This is a genomic window from Dendronalium phyllosphericum CENA369 (assembly GCF_016056275.1).
In the GTDB taxonomy this organism is placed as follows: Bacteria; Cyanobacteriota; Cyanobacteriia; order Cyanobacteriales; family Nostocaceae; genus Dendronalium; species Dendronalium phyllosphericum.
Map to the genome: position 1 here is coordinate 1 of NZ_JAECZA010000018.1, position 23433 is coordinate 23433.

Consider the following 23433-nt stretch of genomic DNA (forward strand, 5'->3'; position numbering starts at 1 on the left):
CTCCCCCTGCTCCCCCTGCTCCCCCTGCTCTCTTCTCCCTGTGCCCCTCTAAATGACTGTTTGCCCAATTTCCTGAGCTAGGGACGATGGCACGGACTGAGGAGTTTTTGTAGTATTGAGCTTGCCGCCACAACTGCGTAATTCGTAGAGTTTGACTCCAATTTGATATTCGTATTGACTGAGCAGGCGTGCATAGATATATCCAGCTTTGCCATCTAAAAAACCGCGCTGAATAATGTAGAACAAAATAAATCGCAAAAATGGTTTAAATGGCAAATGTACCCAGACTTTTTTCAAAAAGCGCTTGCGTTGCACTGCATCACCAAATAAATTTGCACCAATAGTACCGCTGTCACCTTGACCTGTGAGCAAATTATAATAAACACGAGCTTCCCAATTGGAATAGCGGTTGTGTCTTTCTAACCAGTGAAAAAGGTCGCGGAAGTCTTCATGGAGCATATCGTTTTTCAGATATCCGACTTTACCTTGTAAAATAACGTGTTCGTGAACTTCGTTATCGCCTGTGTTGGGAATATCTTCTGTATTGAGGTTTTCGTAGCGACCTTGTTTGTGTTTAAATAAACGCAGATTCCAATCGGGATATTTTCCACCGTGACGAATCCATTTGCCTAAGAAAAATACGCGGCGATTGAGATAGTAACCTGTATGTTCTTCATCTTGAATTGCTTGGGCAATTTCTGACCACAATTCGGGGGTGATGCGCTCGTCACAATCTACAATCAATACCCATTCATTGCGGAAAGGTAGATTATCTAAAGACCAATTTTTCTTTTTCGGCCAGCGACCATTAAAGTTGAATTGCACGAGATTTGCGCCGTAACTTTTAGCTATTTCGGCACTTTTATCGGTACTTTGAGAATCTACAATAAATACTTCATCCGCTCTGCTGACGCTAGCGAGACAGGCAGGCAAATTTGCTTCTTCGTTTTTTGCCGGAATGAGTACAGAAACTGGTATTTTAGCTGACATATAAGTTATTACTTGTTATTTTTTATTGGATGTGGACAGCAGACCTTGAAGGACAGCATTTAAGTAACCCACTTGCCCATAGGCGTACACAAGTTTGTCAAAGCGTTCTGCTGGGTCAGAAAAATATTGCAGTGCTTTATATAAGCCCCGCAAAAATCGTTCGCTACCCCGCAGCAGTTGACCAATACCAGATCTGCCAGCAAGTTGTTCGCGGTAGCATTCACTGATACCTTGCCACCAGCCTCGGTTTAAAAACCAGGAGCGTTTCAAACGTTCTGGGGCGACATTGTGAGCGACTACAGCTTCGGGAAGATAAGCGACTTGCCAGTTACGCTCTAAGGCAAACTCGGTCATTTGCAGTTCTTCATTAGATAGTAAGTTTTTCCCCACTCGACCAAGATGAGGATCGAAACCACCAATTTCTTGGAGAAAACTGCGTCTAATACAGTAATTCAAGCCTCTGGGAGTTAAAGAAGGCTGCTTGATGTAGATGCTGCTATCGCCTAGATCGTATGCTCCCAAATTTCCAGCTAGTCCGGGAGAAAGCCATTGTGGCTGATGAATACCTTGGGGCCACAAGAGAGTCACCTTGCCACCTGCGATCGCTAGTTTAGAGTTATTTTTAAAGGCAGAATCCAAAACTTGCAGCCAGTGAGTGCTGGCGACTGCATCATCATCTAAATAAGCGAGAATTTCAGCACTTGCAATTTTTGCACCCGTATTGCGAGCCACAGATAAACCGGTAGTAGGTTCAAAGACATACTTCAAGCGGGGATTGCTAGCTCTTTGTTCTACAACTTCGCGAGTGCGATCGCTTGAATTATTATCTACGACTATAACTTCAAAGTCAGCCGCAAAATCCTGCGCCAACAGGCTATCAATCGCCGCGCCTAAATAGCTATCTCGATTGTGAGTACAGATAATGGCAGAGATTTGGATGTCTGACATAAGATAATGATGAATTTTGTCAGTTGTTAGTTGTTAGTTGTCAGTTGTTAGTTGTTAGTTGTTAGTCGTTTATTTTCCACTGACTACTGACCACTGACCACTGACAATATCTTACTAACGCCTGCTGAGGGCTAATCTATACCAAAAATTCCTCACTCACCAACCGAGATTTTTCGGAAATACCTTGAAAACTTTAAGCTTGTTGGATGTGACTGTGTAAAACTACTAGAGTTTCAGCCAATTGACTAAGACGAGTTTCTAGGTATTGCTTGCGTCCTAGGAGTTGACGTAACTTTTGGTGACGGGCAATTGCCATACTTACAGTAGGTACTTGCTCTGGCGGACACGGACGCGACCATACTTTACCAGAAGTATCCAAACCACAGAGGCGATAACCTGTACGGGAAGATTTATAAGATACTTGCCCACCGTTTGTACAAATTTCTTCCACGTAGTCCATCAAGCGTTCGACTTCCGCATGACGCAGAGTTGCAGTTCCTCCCTGTTCTGGTTCTCTGGTATTGGATTCTAACCAACCATTAACTATTGGCCCTTCTAAGTAAATATCCTGAATTTGCTGTAAAAGTGTTTGCAACTCTATCTGCCAACCAGCGACATGCTCTTGAATTTCTTGTAGAAGATTCATCGCTAAGGCTGGATTTGCACCGTGGCGGTGACTACTGAAGGTCGGATTTTTGAACTTTGGTAGGCTGGGTGTTTTACTACCACTATCTTGTGCGGGAAAGGTCTGTACTTCCGGGCTGTGGTGAGGAAATATATTTTGTTCGGTATAGTTACTGCGATCGGATGCACCAAGGTCATCTGTTTGTCTTTGTGTATTTATTTCCTCATTAGCCAAAGTGTCAGCATTGGCTGATGACTCCGTTGCTCCAACACTAATCCTAAAAGAGAAAGGTCGCTTCGTAGAATCACTGGCTTCGACTTCATCAGTGCTGCGATTCCCTAAATCGTGTAGAGTTGCTTCAATACGTTTTATACCTGCTTTCATAAAAATAACCTGTAATTTGCTATCCCCAATAGTATTGAATAATTCAAAATGGGGTTGTGAGGATTTTTAGCTTTTGCCAATTTTGGCATAAATTATGCTGGTGCTAATTTTATCTCTTAAAAGTTATTTGTGACCAATAATCTCATTAAGAGTGCTGAGTGCTGAGTACAGACGCGATTCATCGCGTCTGTACAAGAGTTAGGAGTTTTATCTCCTCTGCTCCTCTGGTGATGAACAACGATTAATTGAAAGACATTAAGGAAACAGCTTTGGGTAAAGTTATTTTAATTACGGGGCCGGCGAGCTCTGGTAAAAGTGAATGGGCGGAAACTCTGGCAATGCAGTCAGAGAAAGCTGTTATTTACGTGGCAACAGCTACTGAAAACCCAACCGATGAAGAATGGCATCAACGCATTCAAAAACACCAAAAGCGCCGTCCCCAAGATTGGGTAACACTTTGCGTACCTATAGAATTATCTGCTACTCTTGCTGATGCCAAACCAAACACTTGCCTTTTGGTAGATTCTTTAGGAACGTGGGTAGCTAATACTTTAGAACAAGATGATGCGAACTGGGAAAACACGCTCTGTGAGTTGTTAGAAACAGTACAATTGGTTGCTGCCGATATGCTATTTGTTGCAGAAGAGACAGGTTGGGGTGTAGTGCCAGCTTATCCGCTTGGTCGGAAATTTCGCGATCGCTTGGGTTTTCTGGTACGCCAATTAAGTATAATCTGTGACACCGTTTATTTAGTCACTGGCGGTCATGTTCTAAATCTCAGCATTCTTGGTTCCCCATTGCCAGCACCGAAGTCTTAACGCGAAATTAAGTATTCCATCGCAAAACTGACCCATCTAAAATCTAGAATTGTGGTATGGCAACTAAACAAGAAGTTAAAAAATATCTTGCTTACTGGTTTCAGTTAGGTAAGAAGGTGGTGACGGGCAATGGTCAGGCAAGCTTTTTGCCCCAGCCAGTGCTAAAAGGCGATCGCTACAGTGAAGAATTTGAAGCTTGCTGGCAGAAGATTATCTCGCCAGAAAATAGTGACTGTTATCTTGAGGGCACTCAGGAAACTATTGCCGAATTACTAACACCAACGTGGGAATTAGAGCCTTGCAGTCGTTGTAATATGCCAGTAGCTATGCGAAACGTGGGTATGCCAGCCGTTTTATGTCCCTGCAATGATTTACCTGGTTGGCCCAATAGCGAACTACCATCGCCAAGAAGTCCAATTAGCTCCCAAGAGCAACTAATGGCAATCCGCGATCGGCTTTTGAGTAATATTTCATCAAAAAATAATTAAATTTAAGTAGTAAACATAATCAAACAAAAGCTATAACTTATCTATTTGTTGCCCAAGTAGTTGCATTTTGTGCTTGGGTAGCGATCGCTGCCATTGCTGCTCAAAACCGACGCGAGTTTCAAGATCGCGCAAAGCAGGCCAGAACGGAACAATCAATGATTTTCTTGAGCCGCTAAACTCAAAGACAGCTTTACCTGTGCCTTGGATTCGCTGAGAACCAGGATACTCAAACACCTCTAACCGTGCTTGTTCGGCATATTCTGAAAGAACAAATTCGTATTCTATTGGCTCTGTATTCCACCTCACAAGTTTTGATGCACCTGTTCTAAGAAATAAACTTAATGCCTCTACAAGTTCCGAAAGTGAGTCATACGGTACATAAGAGGCTGTAAATAAGAATTCTTCCTTATTGGTAATTAATTTAACAGGAAGCCAACCATGATTTGCGTCGCCAAAACGGACGCAAAAGTTCTGAGGCATATTTTTACTACTGTTTTTTTGAGTTAACGCTTTTTAGAGCATTTCTACTTATGGCATGAATGCATCAGCATAGACTACCTGTTCCGGTAACATAGGTAATGATCGAGAAGTTTTAATCAATAGCTCATGGCTTCGACTCCTCTCACACTTAACTTAGTTGAAGGTTCTGTCTCTTTTAGTTTTTCACCCCAAGCAGCACGAGAATTAAAGGCTGCGATCGCTCAATTGATGGAACGGCTGAAAGCTGTCAGTACAAAAGCAACTCCAGGCACTAAAGCCACTCCCCAGCCTCCTTTGGAATATCGTTACACTGGCGAAGTCTTTATAGAAATTTTCTGTAATCCCAATATTTGGCCTACACCTTTTGCTGCTAAAGTTCTACTAACTGTGCGCGATGTCAGCATTCGCTTAACCACAGAAGCCGAACTTACCCGACTGATTGAAGACGTTAACCAGTATTTAGAACAAGTGGGCTGATTTATTGGCTAGCGATCGCCAACTCATCAAATCTGCATCAGTACATTCTTAGCTCGTGGCGATCGCTTAAACACTTAAATAAGGGTTTAAGCATTTACTACAAACTGACTATATAAAAACTTCCTTTTTAAGCTACGGTTTACACAAGTCGAAAAACCCGCTTCAGATTAACTTTAATTTGATAGGGTACGTTATGGATGGAACGTCTTAACGTACTGAAAATCTCAAAAAGAAAATTTCAAACGAATCTGGGATTGCTTAGTAACAAAAGCACCTGAAATTACCTCATTGTAAATTTAAAGATAATTGAATTAGGCTGCAAGTAAGAAAACAAATTAAGAAAAATTTGATTACTTAGCTCAAAGTGCTTTATCTGCAAAGCTTCCAGCCGCCAGTGTTGAGCAACTTCCTTGCGAGGTAATGGCTATACATGCCCTCACACCCAAGATATCGCTTAAAGCAGACGGTTGGAGGGTAGCCATTGCTGATTAATACTATCAGAAATTATCAATGACTCTTTGTAGATATTGAGTGGAGGCAACTTCCGCTTGCGTTCGCACCACCAAAGTCGGTAACTTTAACGCATCTCGCAACTGGCGATAAAAGTGAATACTATTTTGTATTGCTTGGGCAATTTCATGCTGATTGTGTTTAGTAGGAATAGTTTGATAAAAATCCCCAAGCCGTTGTGGAATTTCTCTCTCTAGATTTCTGACACCACGCGGTAGTCGCCCAGCTTCGACTTTAGCTAACGGTGCTAAAACTTGCCCCCGCAGAAACGCTAAAAAATCAAGGGCTTCAAACAGTTCACCTCTACCTAATCTAGCGGCGCAGTAGTGTATCCATACCCAAAAGCGGTCTTCAATCCACTGCAAATCAATAGGTGGATAGTGACATGGGTTATTGGCAATAGCTAAGGTCAGTAAATTTTTTTGCTCCCACAAAACCGCCGGATCTTCTACTCGATCTATTGTGAAATCTTGTAAAAGCAAAAACTTCAGATCGACGTGTACTAAAGGATTGTCGTAAAGACAAATTAACACTCTCGGTTCACCGACGTGTTCACCAGTAAAAGCTGCCAGCAATGAATCAAATTGACCTGCAAAAATTTGGCGCTCTTGTAAAACATTTTGATAATGAGCATCATTTACAACAATTATTAAATCTAAGTCAGAATACTCATCCATTTCTCCTCTTAAATAAGAGCCAGCGATCGCCACACCTAATAAGCGTTCATCCGTCTGCAACTTCATTAGCATCTTTTCCAAAAAAGAACGCTGTGGTTCGGGAATTGGCATATTATTTTTCATCTGTTGGCTCTGTCAATTCGCTAACTTCTACAATAACTGGCGTTGATGTCACTTTTTTTACACTTTCTTTAAAGTAAAGAATACAAGCTTAGTTCGTCACGTTTTCTTGAGTTGGATGCGATCGCCCCAGCCGCGACCGTACAATAGAGATGCACAGCACTAGCTATTAAAACCTTTACGTGTGAAGCTTTGCAGCGACTAAAAAAATTTCCTGGCTTACTTTTTTCTTACTTATGCTCATTTTCTGTGACTAACTATGATTTCATTTTGAATGACTTATCTGTCGCAAACATTGTTTGAATTGGTATTACATCATAATATTAAAGCTCCTTAAAAAAGGAGCTTAGAGAATCATCTATCTATAATCTTGGTTTTGAATGTTACGCAGACGTGCAGCATCACGAATATTGTAGTCAGAACGAGTAAAGCGATCGAGTTGCTTTTCAAAGAAATCCCGATTTGCTTGTAGGTGTTCGGGATCGGGATCGTCTAAAGGATGTGAAAGTGCTGTCCGCAAAGCTTGAATTACCGCAGAAGTTACACAGTACATTGACCTTTGAAAACTAATACCTAGTTGAATCAACATATCATCTTCACCGCGGCAATGTTTGCTGTAGTAATCAACAAGATAAGGTGGCAGAAAATGCCGCATATCTTGCATTAACAATGTCGGCGGAATGCCAGCCGTACCTACTGGAAATACATCAGCATAGAGAATCCCATAATGGAAATCTTTCTGGTCTTCTGGTATTTGACGCGCTTGAGCATTATAAGATTTTGTACCGCGAAACGGAGCAGTGCGATAGAAAACAGCTTCTACATAGGGTAATGCTGCTTCATACAGCCATACAAATCCTTTGGATTTAGGAACAATTTCGTAGCATTCGCCACGAATATAAACATGATGGTAAATTGGGCGGTCTGCGATCGCAAATATTCCATTGACTATAAAATTCATCGCCTCTGGAACGCTGGAGATCGTACCTTCATCATAGCGATCGGACATTTCAAAAAATACAGGAGCCATGACTTCCCAGAACAAGCCGAGATTTGCGTAGTAAGACATCTGGCGGCATTGTTCCAAAAACATATCTGGGAACAGCTTGTAAAGTCCCTGCATTACTGGGTTGCCTTGGAAGTAAGCTTTAATTGCCCTGTCGGCGTTGGCTTTGTATTCTTCAGAATCTAAGTAAGGATCAAATTTTCCGCCCATACCTCTATGCCACAGCATCGCCCGCATACAAGCTTCGGCAAACTCCATGTTAATGCGATCGTGGAACAAGTGATGTAATAACTTCGGCATTTTGAAAGTTCGACCTTTGTCAATAAATGCCAAAAGTTCTGGATGGGCTGTGGCTTCGCCGCGCCAAACTCGTAAATCGGCATCATCGCCAGCATAATGATTATGCAGTTCTAAATACTCTTTGGGCAAGAAGTATTTAAAGAAAGGAAACGGATTTAAAAATACATGTTCGGCAATATAAAGCAAGTCGCGCCAGTAAAAGTCCATCGGCACTGCATAAGCTTTATATAAACCGATGATTTGCATTAAATTTTCTGGGGTATCCGGCAACATTGCCCCACCAGCTTCTAAGCGATGAATAACTTCAGCAAATTCATGTTTGGAAGGAGGTAATTTAGTTGCTGTATTAGTTGCTGTCATGGTAGGTAATTGATTTTATTAAAGAGGGAATAAGGGATGAGGGAGATAGGGGAGCAGAGGGGCAAAGAGGCTGGGGGAGCTGGGGAAGTTGGGAAAGACAAGGTAGACAAGATAAAGTCAAAAGTAAAAAGGCAAAAGGCAAAACAGAACTGATGAAATTTTGAGATTCAATTGTTAATTCTTTTCTTTTTACTTTTTACTTTTACCTTTTGACTTACTCCTGGCTCCTGACAACTGACAACTGACAACTGACAACTAACTCAGCACTCAGCACTCAGTACTCTTCATTACTTCAAAGCTACTTGAGAGATTACAGTTTTTTCGGCTGGGAGAATTGCGGCTACCATTGCTGTAGTTGTCGGTTCGCTCCAACGCACCAACCAAGTGGGTTGTACTCCCAAAAAGATGATAAAAGCTGTCAAAACTAAAGCTGGTATTTTCTCAGACCACAAGACTTTCGGATAGTAGGCTAAGTCGTTATCGAGTTTGCCAAAACAGGTGCGGTTGAGGAGGATAACAAAATAGACTGCGGTTAAGCCAGACGCGACAACACACAACAGTGTAGGGATGGGAAAGACAGAGAAACTACCTTGGAAGACGATAAATTCAGCGATGAATCCTGTTAAACCGGGAATACCGGCGCTAGCCATGCCGCTTAAAACTAGTAAAGCGCTAATTAAAGGTAAACCGCGTATGGGACTCATTAAGCCATTGAGTTTACTTAACTCGCGCGTCCCGACTTTCGCTTCTACAACTCCAACTAAGTGGAAAAGAATTGCCAGGATGAGTCCGTGGCTAAACATTTGGGCAACAGCACCGACAAGTGATAGGGAAGTACTAGCAGCACTAGCTAGCAAGACATAGCCCATGTGACCGATGGAACTGTATGCTACCATGCGCTTGATATCGGTTTGAGCGATCGCAACTACTGCCCCATAAATGGCGCTAACTGCTCCCCAAATTGCCAAGGTCGGTGCGATAATGCTCCAAGTTTCGGGAAACATACCCATCCCAAACCGCAATAGTCCATAAGTTCCTAACTTGGCTAACACTCCACCCAGCAAAATGGCAATTGGTGCTGAAGCTTCAACATAAGCATCTGGCAACCATGTATGGAAGGGAACCAGAGGAATTTTAATTCCAAAACCTAACACTATCCCCGCTAGTAAGAGGATTTGCATTCCTGTTGATAAGGTTTGAGTAGAGACTGCATCACAAGCAAAACTGGTAGAACCAGTCAACCACACCATACCCAAGAAGGTTGCCAGAATTAAAGCCCCTGAAACAGCGGTATAAATCAAAAACTTGATACCAGCATAACCCCGCTTTTCTCCTCCCCAAATGGATATCAGCAAATAGAAGGGAATTAATTCTAGTTCGTAGAATAAAAAGAATAGTAGTAAGTTCTCTGCTAAAAATGCACCCGCAACCCCGCCACTCACTAATAAAATCATTGAGTAGAATAGGCGGGGGCGTTCGGTTTCTTTACTACTGCTATAAATAGCAATCCAAGTGAGTAGGCTATTTAAAACCAGCATCAAAATTGATAGCCCATCAACTCCTAATTGATAGCTCAAACCTAGAGTTTCATTCCAAGGAAGATATTCTTGAAATTGCATCCCTGGATTTTTGATATCAAATTTCAACAGAATAAATAAATTCCAGAGTAAGACGATTCCAGAAAAGTATAATGCTCCTAAACGAATACCATTTGTCGGTATATTTTTCGGGAGGAATGCTATAATAGCTGCTGCACAAATTGGGAGTAAAATTAAAACACTCAACATGGCAATTTGGATATTGGTAAAAGTTGATTTTTGACAGGAGACTGTTACTATCATTTGGCAACAGTCTACTTGGGCGAATGTGCAATTTTTTAGCGTAAAAGCGTCATAGAATCAGACAAAGTTAACTTACAGGACTAACTCTGCCAGTATCTAAATCGTAGTAGCCACCGACTATTTTCAGTTTTTCAGCTTTGATTAATTCAGATAGCACTGATGAAGATTTAAGTATTTCAATTTGCGCCAAAATGTTAGATTTGCAAGCATTTTCTAACCTATCTCCTGATTTTTGTTTGGGATTTTCTAAATTTGGTTTAATTGCATCTATTAAACTGCCAATTCGTCCGGGTACTGAACCACCTTTGAGAGCGGCTTCTACCGCCCCACATCTTTCATGACCTAACACCAAAATTAACTTTGAGCCTAATATTAAACTACCAAACTCTAGGCTGCCAACTTGCTGGGGAGTGGCTATATTCCCAGCTATACGACAGACAAATAAATCTCCCAAACCTTGGTCAAAGACAATCTCGGAAGGAACTCGTGAATCTGCACAACCAAGAATAGAAGCAAATGGCTTTTGACCTTTAGCGATTTCGTGTAAACGTGTCAGGCTTTGGTTAGGATTTCTACGTTTTGTTTTCACAAAGCGATCGTTTCCATCCATTAATTCTTGCAATGCTTTATCAGGAGTAATTTCATCTTTTGCTGGGGCTGCTTCTGCTATAGCTAAGTGAGAACCAACTTTTGTTGTGACGACTCCTGTAGCGATCGCACCTGCACTATATTTGAGTAAATTTCTTCGGGACAGATAGTTTGTAGTCATGGGATTCTCCTCACTGGATCGAAAAAGTAGAGATTTAATAAGAAAGAATTCAGGAGTCAGAATTCAGGAGTCAGTATTATTTTTCTCAGGTTTACAGATGAATATTTGGGTTTCATTTCCTGATGATTTATTCTGAATTCTGTCTTCTCCATTCTTCTTCAAAAAATAAGATTTAAAAACACATTTCCCCAGTATTGCCAAGTTAAAAATCCTCCTAATATGCCTACTCCTAAGAGGACTGTGAAGGCATAAAACTGGGTTTGTCCGGTAGTGCTGTACTTGAGACCTTCGCCACCCAACAGCGAAAACAAACCAACCATGTTGACGATGCCATCGACTACGAAGCGGTCAATCATATCGACAAGTTTGGAAAGTTGGGCAACGCCGAAAATAATAGTTATACGATAAAGTTTTGGCGTGTAAAAATCGTATGCCAGCAAATCTTGCAAACCTTTCCAAGGTAGGCGAATTGGTTTCGGAACATTACCTAAATAAATCACGCCAGTAACGCTACAACCGAAAAGAGTTGACCAAATTAACAGTAGTGCGACATCTTTATTGAGAGTTGCCCAACTGGGTAACAGTGATAAGCTTTGCAACACTAAAGGAAGATGCAGAGTAAAGCCAAGTAAAATCATCATTGGTAAAACCATCGGCCAGTGAACTTCAGGCGATCGCTCGCTCATCTGTTTAGCTTTACCGCCAAAAACTAAAGCGAATTCTCTAGTTAAACTCACTGCCGTTAAAGTATTTACAGTTATCACTACTCCGACTAACCAAAGGTGAGTTTCCCACAGCCCATCTGCTAGTTCCATCAACGCCCAAAAGCCGCCGAGGGGAGGAAAACCAATTAATCCCAAAGTTCCCACAATAAAAGCTAACCCCGACATCGGGCGACGCTTCCACAATCCCCCTAATTGAGTTACGTCTTGGGTGATGCTATTCCAAATAATTCCGCCGATACTCATCACCAACAAAGCTGCGGCTATGGCATTGGAAAGTACCAACAATAGTGCGGCTTCGTCTTGCTGCGTTCCCACAGCGATGAATACCAAACCCATGTAGGCGCTTACAGAATAAGATTGACAGCGTTTGAGATCGATTTGAGCGATCGCAATTAAAGAAGCACCTATCGCTGTGACTGCACCAATTGCTACCATCGCTGAGGAAATTATCGGCGACAGACTTAACACAGGCTGGAGTTTAATCAGTACCCACGCACCACTAGCAACTACCACCGAGTTCCGCAAAATTGTACTGGGAACAGGGCCTTCCATTGCCTCATCTAACCACAGGTGCAAGGGGAACTGGGCGCATTTACCCATTGGCCCGGCAATTAATGCTAAACCGACAAGCGTTATTGCTGTTGGATCGACCTTAGCAGTAGTCGCCCACTCAGCTAATTCTGTATAATTCCAAGTTCCAGCTAGGGGCCATAATGCCAACACCCCCATCAGCAAGAATAAGTCTCCCACCCGCTTGGTTAGAAAAGCATCTCTCGCACCCGTGACTACCAACGGCTGACTAAACCATAACCCCACAAGTAGGTAGGTTCCCAGAGTTAGGACTTCCAGAATTACATAGCTGAAGAACAGGTTATTACATAGTGCCAAAGCACACAATCCCGCTTCAAACAATCCCAATAAAGAATAGAAACGTCCCCAACCCCAATCCATCTCCATATAACCTATGGCATAAATCTGCGCTAGCAAATTCAAACCAGTGACAACAGCGATCGCACCCACACTCACTGAAGAAATTTCTAATGTGATGGTTAGGTTTAAACCAGCTGTAGATAGCCAAGGAATAAATACTTCTTGGGGTGGATGATTCCAAGTCGCTTGTAGTGCAGTAGCAGCATGAACAAATGCCAAAAATGTCATTATCAAATTGACATAACCCGCTGGTCTTGGCCCAGTTTTAGAAATTAAACCCGGCGACCAAGGCACGGCTAAAAGTCCACCTATTAAGGCATAGCAAGGAACCAGCCAAACAGTCTCCAATAGAAACTGAGCCATTAACTTACCTCTATATTTTCATCGAAGTTCGCAATTTTAAATCAACTAGCGTTGATCCCAATCGATCCCACTATTGATATTGCAAATTTATCTTTGCTTAATTTTGTTAAGAAATAGCTTACCTTTATATTTGCCAAAAGGGAATTACTATAACTAAATAAATCTGAGATGTTTCCTCTAAATAATTCTTATATGATGGAGCTATTTAATTATTGAATCATAACTATTATTCTTTCTCTATGAATAATTATAGGACTTACGCAAGAACTCTCTGAAACTCTTATTCCTAGCCTGCGGTCAGCCACTACTCTTCGAGAGCGTGCGAAGGGTGGCAAAGTGGCGAAACCGAAGGGGTTTCCTAAAGCGGATTTAATTTTCAGAAATACTCATAGCGGTCACAGTCAACACTAGACCGAATGTCACTAAGAAAAGATGAAACGTCGCTTTTGGCAGGGTGTAGGGGGTGGCTGAGTGAGTGTAGTGTTTAAAACAATTAAATTTTAGTTGCTCAAAGCGTTCAACATCTTCTTAATTCACCACACCCGAACCTGCAACCCCACACCCTAAAGCAAGTTATATCAAGGGTTTACGTTTAACTTAGTGCCATTCAACACTAGCCCTATGAGCAAAAGTGCTTTTTGCACTCTTGTGGTCAAAGGGACTCATCTTTATTGGGGAAGGTGGGGCCCCTGAAGGGGATAAGGGGCGAGGGAAAATACCAAACCTTTCCCCCTTTTCCCGACTTCTGCTCATAGGTCTACTTTATTCCCCGTAGTTACCGCCAGTCACCTTACCCCGAAAAACAATGTACTGGTAGAGGTTATAAAACAGCATCACGGGAATGAGGAAACCGATGAAGACGATCATGATTACCAATGAACTGGGGTCGGCAGATGCTTCATAGATAGTAATCCGAGTCGGAATAATGTAAGGGAAGACAATCAATCCCAAACCAATAAATGACAGCACAAACAACAGAATCGTCCAAACAAAAGGCGCTCTTTCTTCTTTTCGGTTGAGGCTGCTAAGAAGTTGCGAAATTAACACTACTCCCAACAGGGGAATGATGGCAAAGATAAAAACTAGAGGTGGTTGAAACAGTCGCAACCTAGCACTTTCATAAAATATTGGCGTGCTAATCGTGATGAAAATTGCGCCAATCATCGTTGTCCAAGCAGCAATTTTGGCAGTTTTATAGTGAGTTTCCTGCAATTCTCCTGTAGTTTTCCAAATCAGATAAGTTGAACCAATCAAAACGTATCCTTGAATTAACGTCAAAGCGACTAACACCGATGGCAAGCTCAACCAATCCCAAGTTGTGCCGAGAAAGTGCCCTTCTTCATCAACTTTAATTCCTTTAAGCACAGCACCAAGGGCGAATCCTTGACCGAGTGCGGCAGTAAAACTTCCAGCACCAAAGGCAAAATCCCAGAATAATTTACGCTTTGATAGTTCCCGAAACTCAAATGCTACAGCCCGAAAAATAAACCCAAACACCATTACGAGAATCGGAATGTATAAAGCATTTAAAATCGTGCCGTAAGCTAGGGGAAAAGCTCCAAATAGACCTCCTGCCATCAGGACTAGCCAAGTTTCATTGGCATCCCAAATATTGCTCAAGCTAGTCATTAAGATGCCCCGACGTTCGGCATCAGAAGAGGTCAGAGACAAGATACCCACCCCTAAGTCAAAACCATCTAGCATGACGTAGAGAAACAAAAAGAGAGCTAAAATCACAAACCAGACTTGGGGAAGAAAATACTTTAGCGTCTCCATACAATCTCCTACTGTTCTGCTTCTACAGGGCGTTCGTCTGGAACAAATTCTCCAGGAGTGGTATCGATTGCGGGTTTGTTAGGTTCCAGGCTTGGTATTGGCAAATCGAGATTTGGGCCTCTAAAAATAATGCGGCTGCCAAAGTACAAAACCGCAATAAATAAAAGGCTGTAAACTACCGCAAAGCTAGTGAGGGAGACTAAAACATTACTAGCGGGTAGACGAGAAGCAGCATCAACTGTGCGGATTTGCCCGTACAAAGTCCAAGGCTGTCGTCCCACACAACGTACAATCCAGCCTGACTCTACAGCAATATATCCCAGAGGAGCTGCAAATATCCAAGCTCGCATTAACCAACGCTGCTGAGTAATATTTTCCGCTGACAGTTTGCCGCGTAACCATTGCAGCGTACTTAACAGCATTAATCCGGCAAAGAAAAAGCCGATCGCAATCATTACCCGAAAAGCGTAGTAAATCAAACCTACCATGTGGGGACGATCTTCTGGTTTCCACTCTTTCAAACCGCGTACTGGTTCGGAAAGATTCTTTTTGAATTCCAGAATGTATCCCAGCGCGTTGGGAACGGTGATTTCCCAATCGTTTTTCTGGGCTTTTTCGTTGGGTATCGCTACTAAACTCCAATCAGCAGGCTGTCCGGCGGGTGTTGATTTCCACTGGGCTTCCATTGCTGCCAATTTTGTCGGTTGATAGTGATAAACTTGTTCGCCGCTCAAATGCCCGATGTAAATTTGTAATGGGGCAACTGCAATAGCTGCTGCTAAGGCAATTTTCAAAGACCGAGCAAAGAAAGCTGGATGCCGTTCTTTAAGAATGTACCAAGCGCTAATTCCCCCAATGACAAACAAAGAAGTCTCCAATGTGGCAAAGAACATGTGGAGTACGCTGTTGGCCATGAAAGGATTGAACATCGCTTGAAAATAATCGCTGACAACAAACTTGCCATTGACTAGTTCCCCACCCGATGGAGTTTGCATCCAGGAATTTGCCGTTAAAATCCACAAAGTTGAAAGGTTAGCCCCAACAGCAACCAAGATTGTCGAAAGATAATGAATGGCAGGATTGACGCGCTCCCAACCAAATAACATAATTCCTAAAAAAGCAGCTTCTAGCATGAACGCCCAAGAAGCCTCAAACCCGATAACGCTGCCAAAAAAATTACCTACTGCTTCCGAAAAAGGGGCCCAATTAGTACCAAACTGAAATTCCATTGGAATGCCCGTTGCTACACCAATCCCAAAATTCAGGACGTAGAATTTAGACCAAAAGCGGGCATGAAGGTAGTAGTCTGGATTACGAGTTTTTAGCCATAGTCCTTCCACAATGACTAAATAAACACCCATCCCAGTAGTTAGGACAGGCCAAAGTATATGAAATATAGCAGTCAGCGCAAATTGCATCCGTGATAGCACAACGGAATCTGATAAAAATTCCACGAATTTTCTCCATCAGCTAGCCACACTTAATAGGATAAACGTTTCGGCGCTGAGACTGCTGCACTAAAAGTTTACACCTGCAATGCTTTTCTCTAAAAGTAGTAATGACACTCAATTATTTGAATGTTATCACTATGAAAACATCTTTAATTTGGTGCAAAATTTCAACGCTTATTCATTCACTATTTTCATTAATTTATCTGATTAGATAGATATATTTTGCAGAAAATGTGCTATTTACACGAACGTTAAAATAAACGTTTGTATGAAATTAAAAGAAATATTCTGTTTTGCCAAAATAAATTGATGGAAATTCCAGATATTTTCATGGCATTAACCCCTCCTATCTGTGGGGAGGGGTTAATAATGGGATTCTAAGCTACTTTTCACGGATCGAGCCGCTTATTTGAAAAAACGATGTTTTGCTTTTAGTGCAGTGTAAAATTAATTGACTAAATCGGGAAACACTTCTTGCACAGCCGGATGCACTAAGCGATGATTTTGCACATTTACACCCTTCGCTAATGCTGGGTTAGCTACCAGTGCTTTCATGCCCAAATTTGCCAATTGGACGACGTAAGGTAGTGTACTGTTATTCAGTGCCTGGGTTGCTGTCCAAGGTACTGCTCCTGGCATATTGGGCACGCCATAATGCACTACGCCTTCTTCCAAGTACACTGGATGAGTGTGGGATGTAGCGTGCAAAGTTTCTATACAACCACCCTGGTCAACAGCAACATCAACAATTACAGAACCAGGATGCATTTGTTTGACCAATTCGCGGGATACTAGTATTGGTGCTCTACGTCCTAGGACTAAAACAGCACCAATGAGTAAGTCAGCTTCTTTAACAGCGGCTTCGATATGGGCAGAGTTGCTATACAGCAATTCGACTCTAGAACCAAATAAAGTTTCTAGGTAGGATAAACGTTCGACATTTACATCTAAAATTTGCACGATCGCACCCATGCCAACGGCAATTCTAGCTGCTTCTGTACCGACAACGCCCCCACCTAAAATCACCACTTTCCCGGCTTTGACCCCAGGAACTCCCCCTAAAAGTACGCCTCTGCCTCCCTGCTGGCGTTCTAGAAACCTAGCCCCAAATTGTACGGATAGCCGTCCGGCAATAATGCTCATCGGGGTGAGCAAAGGTAGTTTGTTAGCACCAGATTGTTCTACGGTTTCGTAGGCGATCGCACAAGTGCCACAATCAATTAAATTCTCAGTTAATTTGCGATCGGCAGCTAAATGCAGATAAGTAAATAATATTTGTTCCTTTTGCAAAAATTTATATTCACTTGCCAGTGGTTCTTTAACTTTGATAACTAACTCCCGATTCCAAGCCGCTTCTGATGTGGGGACAATCTCCGCCCCAGCGCCTATGTAATCATCATCTGTGAATCCAGCACCACTACCTGCTTGTGTCTGAACGAAGATGGCATGACCATTTTCCTTTAGCACCCGCACGCTCGAAGGACTCAAACCTACCCGAAATTCCTGATCCTTAGTCTCCTTGGGAACGCCGATTTCCATGTACCGCCTCTGATGATTTTTTGTTCAACTTTAGCCTGCCAGTCTTAGACCAGCACTTCCGTATTCAGCTTAACTACATACCAACTTAGCGTTCTCAACCCCGCTATAGAACCTTCAAACTCTTACTCTTGACTATTAACCAAGTATTTCTACAATATATAAAGAATAATTACAATTTGTTAAGAACGCTTTTGCATAGCTTCTTCCAAGAATCCGCTAAATTTTTCGAGCTACCTTGGTGTTCAAGCCATGCAATCAGTTCAAAACCTAATTGAAGTTCTACTGGGAGAAAGCCTCCGCTTAGACTTCTCGCTATCAAATCCCATTTGCCAAAAAGAGGTTTTTTGAAAATGACACAACCACAACCAACAGTTACACCCAAACTAGAAGAGCCTAAATTTGGTTTTAATGAGTACGCCGAACGATTGAATGGTCGAGCTGCAATGATTGGCTTTGGCTTGATGGTCTTGATTGAGTACCTGACCAATCAAGGCGTGCTGTCATGGCTTGGACTGAAATAGTTAATAGTAGAGACGCGATTAATCGCGTCTCTACAGGAGGGGATTAATCCCCTCCTGTACAGGAGTTAGGAATTTTATCTTCTCCTGCCTCCCTACCTATTTTGGTAAGTTGTAAGCTAGTAATTAGAAGAGTTTGAACCAGCTGGAATACCTAGCTGGTTTTGACTATAGCGATTGATAGCGAACCACCTCGCTTGATTTGCCGTCTATGACTATGAACTACACCAAAAAGTGTCAGTGTTATCTTAGACTTGCAAATGACTCACCTAAGATGGTTAATTACTACAGTTACTACCCTAGTGAAGAAAATTATAATATTTAGATGTTTTTCATTAGAAAGACAACTTGCAGGTGAGGTATTCTCGGTTAAATTGACACTAAAGGTAAACTGGAAAACCAAACTGTGATGAATGCTGTATTACCTCGTTTTTTAAAGTCAACCTACAGGAAAGACCCACTAATTAGTGTATTGATTACTGTAGGTGTCGTAGATGCCTTGATTGGTGGATTAGATGATAGTTGGTCATTGTTTGCCTTTGGCTTGGGAACAGCAGGGATAACCCTCGCCCTAAAATTGTGGCGTATTCAGCAACGCCGCTCTATCCCAGAGGAACCTGTGGTGCAACATTACTTGCCTTCTCGCTCTTCTAGTCCAACTCTGCCTATGCTGACTGTTACTAAAAAGAAGCCACCCTATTAGGGAGTGCTGAGTGCTGAGTGCTGAGTGCTGAGTGCTGAGTGCTGAGTGCTGAGGAGCCACTGCGTTGGGCGGGTTCCCCGACAGTCACGCAAGTGGCGTTGCTGAGTGAGGAGGGTTGCAAAACCTTGTGCCCGTACACGAACTGTAGAAGCTTGTGCGGGAATTTTCCTGCTGTTGCAGGTATCCTGCGGGCGTTTCTCTTAAAGTAGGCTAAGTGAAGAAACGGTTCTATTTCTCAACTCGTAATTTTTAACAATAAAATGGCATAACTATTCAAACAGTGAGGAAAAATTTGTGAGTCGTGAGGGAAGAGGTGGTAGAGGTAATTTTGTACTACGCTCGTACACTATTGTGGCATTGATGGCAGCGATCGCTCTTCCAGTAAGTATCTGGCAAGGGCTTGATATTCATATTGCTAATGCAGCCTCGCAAGAAACGCCAAATTCCCAAGCAAGAACCAACTTTGCCAATCCCTACTTAGTTTATAGCCTGCTCGGACACACAGGAACTATTAAATCTTTGGTGTTCAGCCCAAATAGCAAAATTCTGGCTAGTGGCGGTGCTGACAATGATGGGGGAATCCGTTTGTGGAATCTAGAAAAAGGCAAATTGGTGGGGCGGATAAAGGGACACAAAACATCTGTGGAGTCTTTGGTGATTTCGCCAAATGGACAAACTTTAGCTAGTTGTAGTAATGACAACACTATTAACCTTTGGAACCTGAGAACTAACAGATTTACTCGCTCTTTTGTCGGACATACCAGTAATGTATTGTCTTTAGTTGTATCTCCTGATAGTAAAGTTCTCGTCAGTGGTGCTTTAGACGGAATTCGGATGTGGGATTTGCAACAGCAGCGTCCTTTGGCTACTCTGGTACGCTTTGATAACTCGATTTACACCTTAGCAATGAGTCCTGATGGTCAGACTTTAGCTAGTGGCGACAATAAAGGTGTAGTTAAGTTATGGAACTTAAGTACTGGTAAATTAATTCGAGAATTGACCGCACATTCTAATGTCGTAACTGGCGTAGCTTTCACACCAGATGGAGAAAATTTAGTGAGTGCTAGCCGCGATCGCACGATTAAACTGTGGAATATCAACTCTGGAGAATTAGTTCGTACCTTCACAGGACATAACAATTGGGTAAATGCGATCGCAATTAACCCCGATGGGCAAACCTTGGCTAGTGCTGGTAGAGATGGGATAAAACTGTGGAATTTAACTACAGGCAAGTTATTAAATACAATTTACGGACATAGCGATTGGGTGAGTGCGATCGCATTTAGTCCAGATGGTCAAACCCTTGCCAGTGGCGGATTTGATAAAAGAATTAATATCTGGCGCGCTCAACCACTTCCGAGAATTCAAAATTGAAACTGCAATGCAATTAAAACTTGCCCATCGGCGAGAAAAGTTCTGTTGTCTGTTATTTCTAGATATAGATGGATTGAAGCATATCAATGATACATTGGGACACGAAGTTGTAAATCGTATAGTAAGTAGAAGGCAGGAGGCAGAAGGCAGAAGGCAGAAGGGAAAAGCCAGTTTATAACAAGGTTTCATAAGTTGGCATTTTACATTTAATTATATCCATCTACTTAGTAGCGATTTGAAAATCATTGATTATTAAGAAAACTGCTGTAAGCGGTTAAAAATATGATGAAAAAAGATAGGTCAATTATTGTCAATAAGACCTATCTGCTGAAATATTACTTAGCTGAAGAAATTTGATTTCGCTTGTTAATTTCAGACCAATTCACTACATTCCACCAATTATTTAAATATTCAGGGCGGCGGTTGCGATATCTGAGATAATAAGCATGTTCCCATACATCATTACCCAGAATAGGATATAAACCCTCTGTAATCGGGTTATCCTGATTCGGTGTATTCATAATCTGAAGTTTACCTTGGGAGTTACGCACTAGCCAAACCCAACCACTACCGAAGCGATCGCCACCTGCTGTATTAAACTGTTTTTTAAATGCATCAAAACTACCAAAAGTCTGATTGATTTCTTGAGCGATCGCTCCTGTCGGTTCTCCACCACCTTGAGGACTCATGATTTGCCAGAAAATTGTGTGGTTGAGATGACCGCCAGCATTATTTCGTACTTTAGTACGAATATCTTCGGGTACTTTATTCAAATCTTTGAGCAAAGCTTCAACACTATTTTTTTGCAAATCTGGATACTTAGTCAAAGCATCATTGAGGTTTTTGACGTAGGTAGCATGGTGCGCGTCATGATGCAATTTCATTGTTTCAGCATCAATAGCTTTTTCTAGTGCGCCGTAATCATAAGGCAATGGTGGTAACTTCGCAGGGTAGGCACTCAATTCCCCATTCGGAGAAGCTACAGGAGGAAGTGATGTAATAGGAGTAGGATTCGGATTTGCTGTGGGAGATTGTGAATCAGCTTGTGGTAATGATGATTCACAAGCAATTAGCAGCATCCCTACCATAACTACTGCTAACAAAAAAACACTTATTTTCTGCACAAATTTCATTATAAATCCTTGGTAGAATCTCAACATTTTTATTCCAAAAGCTGGAAAATATCTACATACAATCATGCAGATTCATGGCAGCTCTTTCAAGTCTGGCGATCGAACAGACTGCCTCTCTGTTGTATAGCCGTAGTTACACCCTTTAGGACATAATGACAAGCGTGAATGCTAGGAACAGTAATAGTTTTACCTCCTGCCTCCTGCCTTCTGCCTTCTGCCTTCTGCCTCCTGCTATAAGTAGCATGGAAACTCCCTCTTTCGCCCTGTCTCACCACGTAACTGGCTCCTTTACGTATATCTCAAAAATCAAATATGAGTTCTCTAGTGTAAAATTTACGCTATTTTATACCAAGATAAATAATACTATAAATTGCTAATTACAGTAGTTTTCGATATAATTAATCGTAGCTAGCTTAAAATAAGCATATATTTATACTTAAAACTTATAGTATATATCTAAAGATATATAACTCTCAATAGTAAGCAAAACCATCGACAGAGATAGGAAAGATTTTCATTTGCTAAACATATAATTAGAATATTGCCCATACTCTATTTTGCCTAACCACTGAGATTTAGTATTACTTCAGTTATTTACATTGGTAAGCGTAAGGCTTTGAATGAAATAAACTGATCTAAGAAAAATCAGTAAGAAGTCATTCCAAGTGTGAAGTATTTTCGATCGGCAGTAGCTTTAACTTTTCCGATCCTGTCCTGACCAACGGCAAGTAGTGAATGCTTAGGCTTTCAACTTGTTAAGGCTTCATGGTGACATTTAAAAATAATTGCTGTTGAATAAATACCAAGTTAATCGTATTTTTTCGTATCAAAAATTAAGGTATTAAAAATACTTAGGCAAGGATAAATAATATGTCCAACAAAATACTATTGCAAAATGAATTTGCAGCCAATCTAAAATTTAATCAGATAACTAGAAGTGAAGTCAAACAAGAACAAGTAAAAACCAATAGTTCAAATGTTCCTGATATAGTTGTATCCTTAGCTCCTGTAGGTTTGCTTGTTAGTTGGATAATTTTTTTTCTAGTTTTACAAAAAACCCGGAGAGTTTTAGATAACAAGATGGTTCCGACAGTTAAAACACTATACAAAGTACCGTGTAAAAACTGTCAATTTTATGCAAATAATAATTATCTAAAATGTGCAGTTAATCCTTCTGTTGTTCTGACAGAAGAAGCTAAAAATTGTCCGGAATACTCACCAAAAAAGGGTGAATTTCCACCAAAAAATCTCTTCAAATAAGATACATATAAAGTACACAGTAGCCCCTTAGTAAGGGACTACGGCATACACACAAGTACTAGGAAACTACTAAGGAAAGGGGTAGAAAATTGAATAATTTATTTTTTGGAGTTTCTTAAATTGAAAATTCGCTGGTGCTACACCAAATAACCGTCTTCCATGTGAATAATGCGAACGGCTATATCCAAAATCCGGTTGTCATGAGTGACCAGTAAAATAGTACAGCCTTGTTCTTTGGCAAGAGTTTGCATCAATTCTACGACATCGCGTCCTGATTTTTTGTCTAGTGATGCTGTCGGTTCATCAGCGAGAATAATTTTAGGATTTGCTACTAAGGCGCGGGCGATCGCTACTCTTTGCTTTTGACCGCCAGATAAATTTTCTGGATAATAGTTAAGGCGATTTCCTAATCCTACTGCTTCTAGCATTCTTGATGCTTTGGCTCGTCTTGCTGTCCAAGATAAATGCTCGTGCAATTCCAAAGACATCTCAACATTCTGTCGTGCTGTCAAGCTATCTAAGAGGTTGTATGACTGAAAAATGTATCCAATCTGTCGCCGTGTTTTAATTAATTGGTTTTGTCCAGCACCACAAAGTTCTTGACCGATTACTTTTAGACTACCGTGTTGGCAAGAACGCAATGCACCAATTAGTGAGAGCAAAGTAGTTTTCCCTGACCCAGATGGCCCAGTCATAATTACTATTTCACCGGGATAGATATCTAAGTTGATATTAAATAGAACTTGTTTGCGTAAACTTCCTTTACCAAAAAAATGATTAATCTGGTGGATAGAAATAACAGGATTACTAGTAATTAATTGATTTGAATTAAGATTGTTTAAAGTTTGCATATTTGTATTGTTTGTAT

General features: G+C 41.4%; 24 protein-coding genes. 8 read left to right on the forward strand and 16 right to left on the reverse strand.

Features of this window, described 5'->3' with window-relative positions; genetic code table 11:
- Window positions 1–48: 48 nt before the first annotated feature.
- The 3 genes from I8752_RS06950 to I8752_RS06960 form a co-directional block, all read right to left on the reverse strand.
- Entirely contained in the window at window positions 49–990 is a 942-nt protein-coding gene (locus tag I8752_RS06950) for a glycosyltransferase family 2 protein (RefSeq protein WP_214431579.1), read from the reverse strand.
- A 15-nt stretch (window positions 991–1005) separates the two neighbouring features.
- Entirely contained in the window at window positions 1006–1938 is a 933-nt protein-coding gene (locus tag I8752_RS06955; protein WP_214431580.1) for a glycosyltransferase, read from the reverse strand.
- A gap of 193 nt (window positions 1939–2131) precedes the next feature.
- Entirely contained in the window at window positions 2132–2947 is an 816-nt protein-coding gene (locus I8752_RS06960) for a hypothetical protein (RefSeq protein WP_214431581.1), read from the reverse strand.
- A gap of 269 nt (window positions 2948–3216) precedes the next feature.
- Here I8752_RS06960 and cobU point away from each other — a divergent pair, with 269 nt between their 5' ends.
- Both cobU and I8752_RS06970 read left to right on the forward strand, forming a co-directional pair.
- Entirely contained in the window at window positions 3217–3765 is a 549-nt protein-coding gene (cobU, locus tag I8752_RS06965; protein ID WP_214431625.1) for a bifunctional adenosylcobinamide kinase/adenosylcobinamide-phosphate guanylyltransferase, read from the forward strand.
- 56 nt (window positions 3766–3821) lie between these two features.
- Window positions 3822–4253, forward strand: coding sequence for a hypothetical protein (locus I8752_RS06970; protein WP_214431582.1), 432 nt, complete (start codon window positions 3822–3824; stop codon window positions 4251–4253).
- Window positions 4254–4283: 30 nt separating this feature from the next.
- Here the strand turns inward: I8752_RS06970 and I8752_RS06975 are convergent, their stop codons facing one another.
- Window positions 4284–4733, reverse strand: a complete 450-nt coding sequence (locus tag I8752_RS06975; RefSeq protein WP_214431583.1) for a hypothetical protein — start codon at window positions 4731–4733, stop codon at window positions 4284–4286.
- A 126-nt stretch (window positions 4734–4859) separates the two neighbouring features.
- Here I8752_RS06975 and I8752_RS06980 point away from each other — a divergent pair, with 126 nt between their 5' ends.
- Entirely contained in the window at window positions 4860–5210 is a 351-nt protein-coding gene (locus I8752_RS06980) for a hypothetical protein (protein ID WP_214431584.1), read from the forward strand.
- A 359-nt stretch (window positions 5211–5569) separates the two neighbouring features.
- Here the strand turns inward: I8752_RS06980 and I8752_RS37960 are convergent, their stop codons facing one another.
- The 9 genes from I8752_RS37960 to ald form a co-directional block, all read right to left on the reverse strand.
- Window positions 5570–5692 (reverse strand): hypothetical protein, encoded by a 123-nt coding sequence (locus I8752_RS37960; RefSeq protein ID WP_263985290.1) that lies wholly within the window; start codon window positions 5690–5692, stop codon window positions 5570–5572.
- Between the two features lie 15 nt (window positions 5693–5707).
- On the reverse strand, window positions 5708–6520 hold the full coding sequence (locus I8752_RS06985; RefSeq protein ID WP_214431585.1) for a nucleotidyltransferase domain-containing protein: 813 nt from the start codon (window positions 6518–6520) through the stop codon (window positions 5708–5710).
- A 355-nt stretch (window positions 6521–6875) separates the two neighbouring features.
- A complete protein-coding gene (locus tag I8752_RS06990) occupies window positions 6876–8183 on the reverse strand; it encodes a CO2 hydration protein (protein WP_214431586.1) in 1308 nt (435 codons plus the stop codon).
- A gap of 287 nt (window positions 8184–8470) precedes the next feature.
- The gene (locus I8752_RS06995; protein WP_214431626.1) at window positions 8471–9970 is read right to left on the reverse strand and encodes an NADH-quinone oxidoreductase subunit M; all 1500 of its coding nucleotides are present in this window, start codon (window positions 9968–9970) and stop codon (window positions 8471–8473) included.
- Between the two features lie 121 nt (window positions 9971–10091).
- Window positions 10092–10793, reverse strand: coding sequence for a carbonic anhydrase (locus tag I8752_RS07000; RefSeq protein ID WP_214431587.1), 702 nt, complete (start codon window positions 10791–10793; stop codon window positions 10092–10094).
- Window positions 10794–10951: 158 nt separating this feature from the next.
- Window positions 10952–12811 (reverse strand): NAD(P)H-quinone oxidoreductase subunit F, encoded by a 1860-nt coding sequence (locus I8752_RS07005; protein WP_214431588.1) that lies wholly within the window; start codon window positions 12809–12811, stop codon window positions 10952–10954.
- A 762-nt stretch (window positions 12812–13573) separates the two neighbouring features.
- Window positions 13574–14587: a cytochrome d ubiquinol oxidase subunit II gene (gene cydB / locus I8752_RS07010; protein ID WP_214431589.1), complete on the reverse strand. Its 1014-nt coding sequence runs from the start codon at window positions 14585–14587 to the stop codon at window positions 13574–13576.
- Between the two features lie 8 nt (window positions 14588–14595).
- Complete coding sequence (locus I8752_RS07015; RefSeq protein WP_214431590.1) at window positions 14596–16041, reverse strand: cytochrome ubiquinol oxidase subunit I; 1446 nt, start codon at window positions 16039–16041, stop codon at window positions 14596–14598.
- 444 nt (window positions 16042–16485) lie between these two features.
- Entirely contained in the window at window positions 16486–17577 is a 1092-nt protein-coding gene (ald, locus tag I8752_RS07020) for an alanine dehydrogenase (RefSeq protein ID WP_214431591.1), read from the reverse strand.
- Window positions 17578–17927: 350 nt separating this feature from the next.
- Between ald and I8752_RS07025 the strand changes: the two genes are divergently transcribed.
- The 4 genes from I8752_RS07025 to I8752_RS07040 all read left to right on the forward strand — a co-directional run bounded on the left by I8752_RS07025 (window position 17928) and on the right by I8752_RS07040 (window position 20350).
- On the forward strand, window positions 17928–18098 hold the full coding sequence (locus I8752_RS07025) for a hypothetical protein (RefSeq protein ID WP_214431592.1): 171 nt from the start codon (window positions 17928–17930) through the stop codon (window positions 18096–18098).
- A gap of 406 nt (window positions 18099–18504) precedes the next feature.
- Complete coding sequence (locus tag I8752_RS07030; protein ID WP_214431627.1) at window positions 18505–18798, forward strand: hypothetical protein; 294 nt, start codon at window positions 18505–18507, stop codon at window positions 18796–18798.
- 294 nt (window positions 18799–19092) lie between these two features.
- The gene (locus I8752_RS07035; RefSeq protein ID WP_318780821.1) at window positions 19093–20172 is read left to right on the forward strand and encodes a WD40 repeat domain-containing protein; all 1080 of its coding nucleotides are present in this window, start codon (window positions 19093–19095) and stop codon (window positions 20170–20172) included.
- 7 nt (window positions 20173–20179) lie between these two features.
- Entirely contained in the window at window positions 20180–20350 is a 171-nt protein-coding gene (locus I8752_RS07040) for a diguanylate cyclase domain-containing protein (RefSeq protein ID WP_263985291.1), read from the forward strand.
- A gap of 157 nt (window positions 20351–20507) precedes the next feature.
- On the opposite strand, the gene I8752_RS07045 is transcribed toward I8752_RS07040, so the two are convergent.
- Both I8752_RS07045 and I8752_RS37205 read right to left on the reverse strand, forming a co-directional pair.
- Window positions 20508–21305 carry a superoxide dismutase gene (locus I8752_RS07045; RefSeq protein ID WP_214431594.1) on the reverse strand — a complete coding sequence of 266 codons (798 nt, stop codon included), beginning with the start codon at window positions 21303–21305 and terminating at the stop codon, window positions 20508–20510.
- 86 nt (window positions 21306–21391) lie between these two features.
- The gene (locus I8752_RS37205; RefSeq protein WP_225895492.1) at window positions 21392–21580 is read right to left on the reverse strand and encodes a hypothetical protein; all 189 of its coding nucleotides are present in this window, start codon (window positions 21578–21580) and stop codon (window positions 21392–21394) included.
- 595 nt (window positions 21581–22175) lie between these two features.
- Here I8752_RS37205 and I8752_RS07050 point away from each other — a divergent pair.
- The gene (locus I8752_RS07050) at window positions 22176–22565 is read left to right on the forward strand and encodes a hypothetical protein (RefSeq protein ID WP_214431595.1); all 390 of its coding nucleotides are present in this window, start codon (window positions 22176–22178) and stop codon (window positions 22563–22565) included.
- A gap of 137 nt (window positions 22566–22702) precedes the next feature.
- Here I8752_RS07050 and I8752_RS07055 read toward each other — a convergent pair whose 3' ends face one another.
- Entirely contained in the window at window positions 22703–23416 is a 714-nt protein-coding gene (locus I8752_RS07055) for a DevA family ABC transporter ATP-binding protein (protein WP_214431596.1), read from the reverse strand.
- Window positions 23417–23433: the final 17 nt, after the last annotated feature.

What these genes read in the sequence shown, in the direction of transcription:
- I8752_RS06950 (WP_214431579.1), bottom strand. Translation starts at nt 990, where the DNA reads ATGTCAGCTAAAATACCAGTTTCTGTACTCATTCCGGCAAAAAACGAA.
- I8752_RS06955 (WP_214431580.1), bottom strand. Translation starts at nt 1,938, where the DNA reads ATGTCAGACATCCAAATCTCTGCCATTATCTGTACTCACAATCGAGAT.
- I8752_RS06960 (WP_214431581.1), bottom strand. Translation starts at nt 2,947, where the DNA reads ATGAAAGCAGGTATAAAACGTATTGAAGCAACTCTACACGATTTAGGG.
- I8752_RS06970 (WP_214431582.1), top strand. Translation starts at nt 3,822, where the DNA reads ATGGCAACTAAACAAGAAGTTAAAAAATATCTTGCTTACTGGTTTCAG.
- I8752_RS06975 (WP_214431583.1), bottom strand. Translation starts at nt 4,733, where the DNA reads ATGCCTCAGAACTTTTGCGTCCGTTTTGGCGACGCAAATCATGGTTGG.
- I8752_RS06980 (WP_214431584.1), top strand. Translation starts at nt 4,860, where the DNA reads ATGGCTTCGACTCCTCTCACACTTAACTTAGTTGAAGGTTCTGTCTCT.
- I8752_RS37960 (WP_263985290.1), bottom strand. Translation starts at nt 5,692, where the DNA reads ATGGCTACCCTCCAACCGTCTGCTTTAAGCGATATCTTGGGTGTGAGG.
- I8752_RS06985 (WP_214431585.1), bottom strand. Translation starts at nt 6,520, where the DNA reads ATGAAAAATAATATGCCAATTCCCGAACCACAGCGTTCTTTTTTGGAA.
- I8752_RS06990 (WP_214431586.1), bottom strand. Translation starts at nt 8,183, where the DNA reads ATGACAGCAACTAATACAGCAACTAAATTACCTCCTTCCAAACATGAA.
- I8752_RS06995 (WP_214431626.1), bottom strand. Translation starts at nt 9,970, where the DNA reads ATGTTGAGTGTTTTAATTTTACTCCCAATTTGTGCAGCAGCTATTATA.
- I8752_RS07000 (WP_214431587.1), bottom strand. Translation starts at nt 10,793, where the DNA reads ATGACTACAAACTATCTGTCCCGAAGAAATTTACTCAAATATAGTGCA.
- I8752_RS07005 (WP_214431588.1), bottom strand. Translation starts at nt 12,811, where the DNA reads ATGGCTCAGTTTCTATTGGAGACTGTTTGGCTGGTTCCTTGCTATGCC.
- cydB (WP_214431589.1), bottom strand. Translation starts at nt 14,587, where the DNA reads ATGGAGACGCTAAAGTATTTTCTTCCCCAAGTCTGGTTTGTGATTTTA.
- ald (WP_214431591.1), bottom strand. Translation starts at nt 17,577, where the DNA reads ATGGAAATCGGCGTTCCCAAGGAGACTAAGGATCAGGAATTTCGGGTA.
- I8752_RS07025 (WP_214431592.1), top strand. Translation starts at nt 17,928, where the DNA reads ATGACACAACCACAACCAACAGTTACACCCAAACTAGAAGAGCCTAAA.
- I8752_RS07030 (WP_214431627.1), top strand. Translation starts at nt 18,505, where the DNA reads ATGAATGCTGTATTACCTCGTTTTTTAAAGTCAACCTACAGGAAAGAC.
- I8752_RS07040 (WP_263985291.1), top strand. Translation starts at nt 20,180, where the DNA reads ATGCAATTAAAACTTGCCCATCGGCGAGAAAAGTTCTGTTGTCTGTTA.
- I8752_RS07045 (WP_214431594.1), bottom strand. Translation starts at nt 21,305, where the DNA reads ATGAAATTTGTGCAGAAAATAAGTGTTTTTTTGTTAGCAGTAGTTATG.
- I8752_RS07050 (WP_214431595.1), top strand. Translation starts at nt 22,176, where the DNA reads ATGTCCAACAAAATACTATTGCAAAATGAATTTGCAGCCAATCTAAAA.
- I8752_RS07055 (WP_214431596.1), bottom strand. Translation starts at nt 23,416, where the DNA reads ATGCAAACTTTAAACAATCTTAATTCAAATCAATTAATTACTAGTAAT.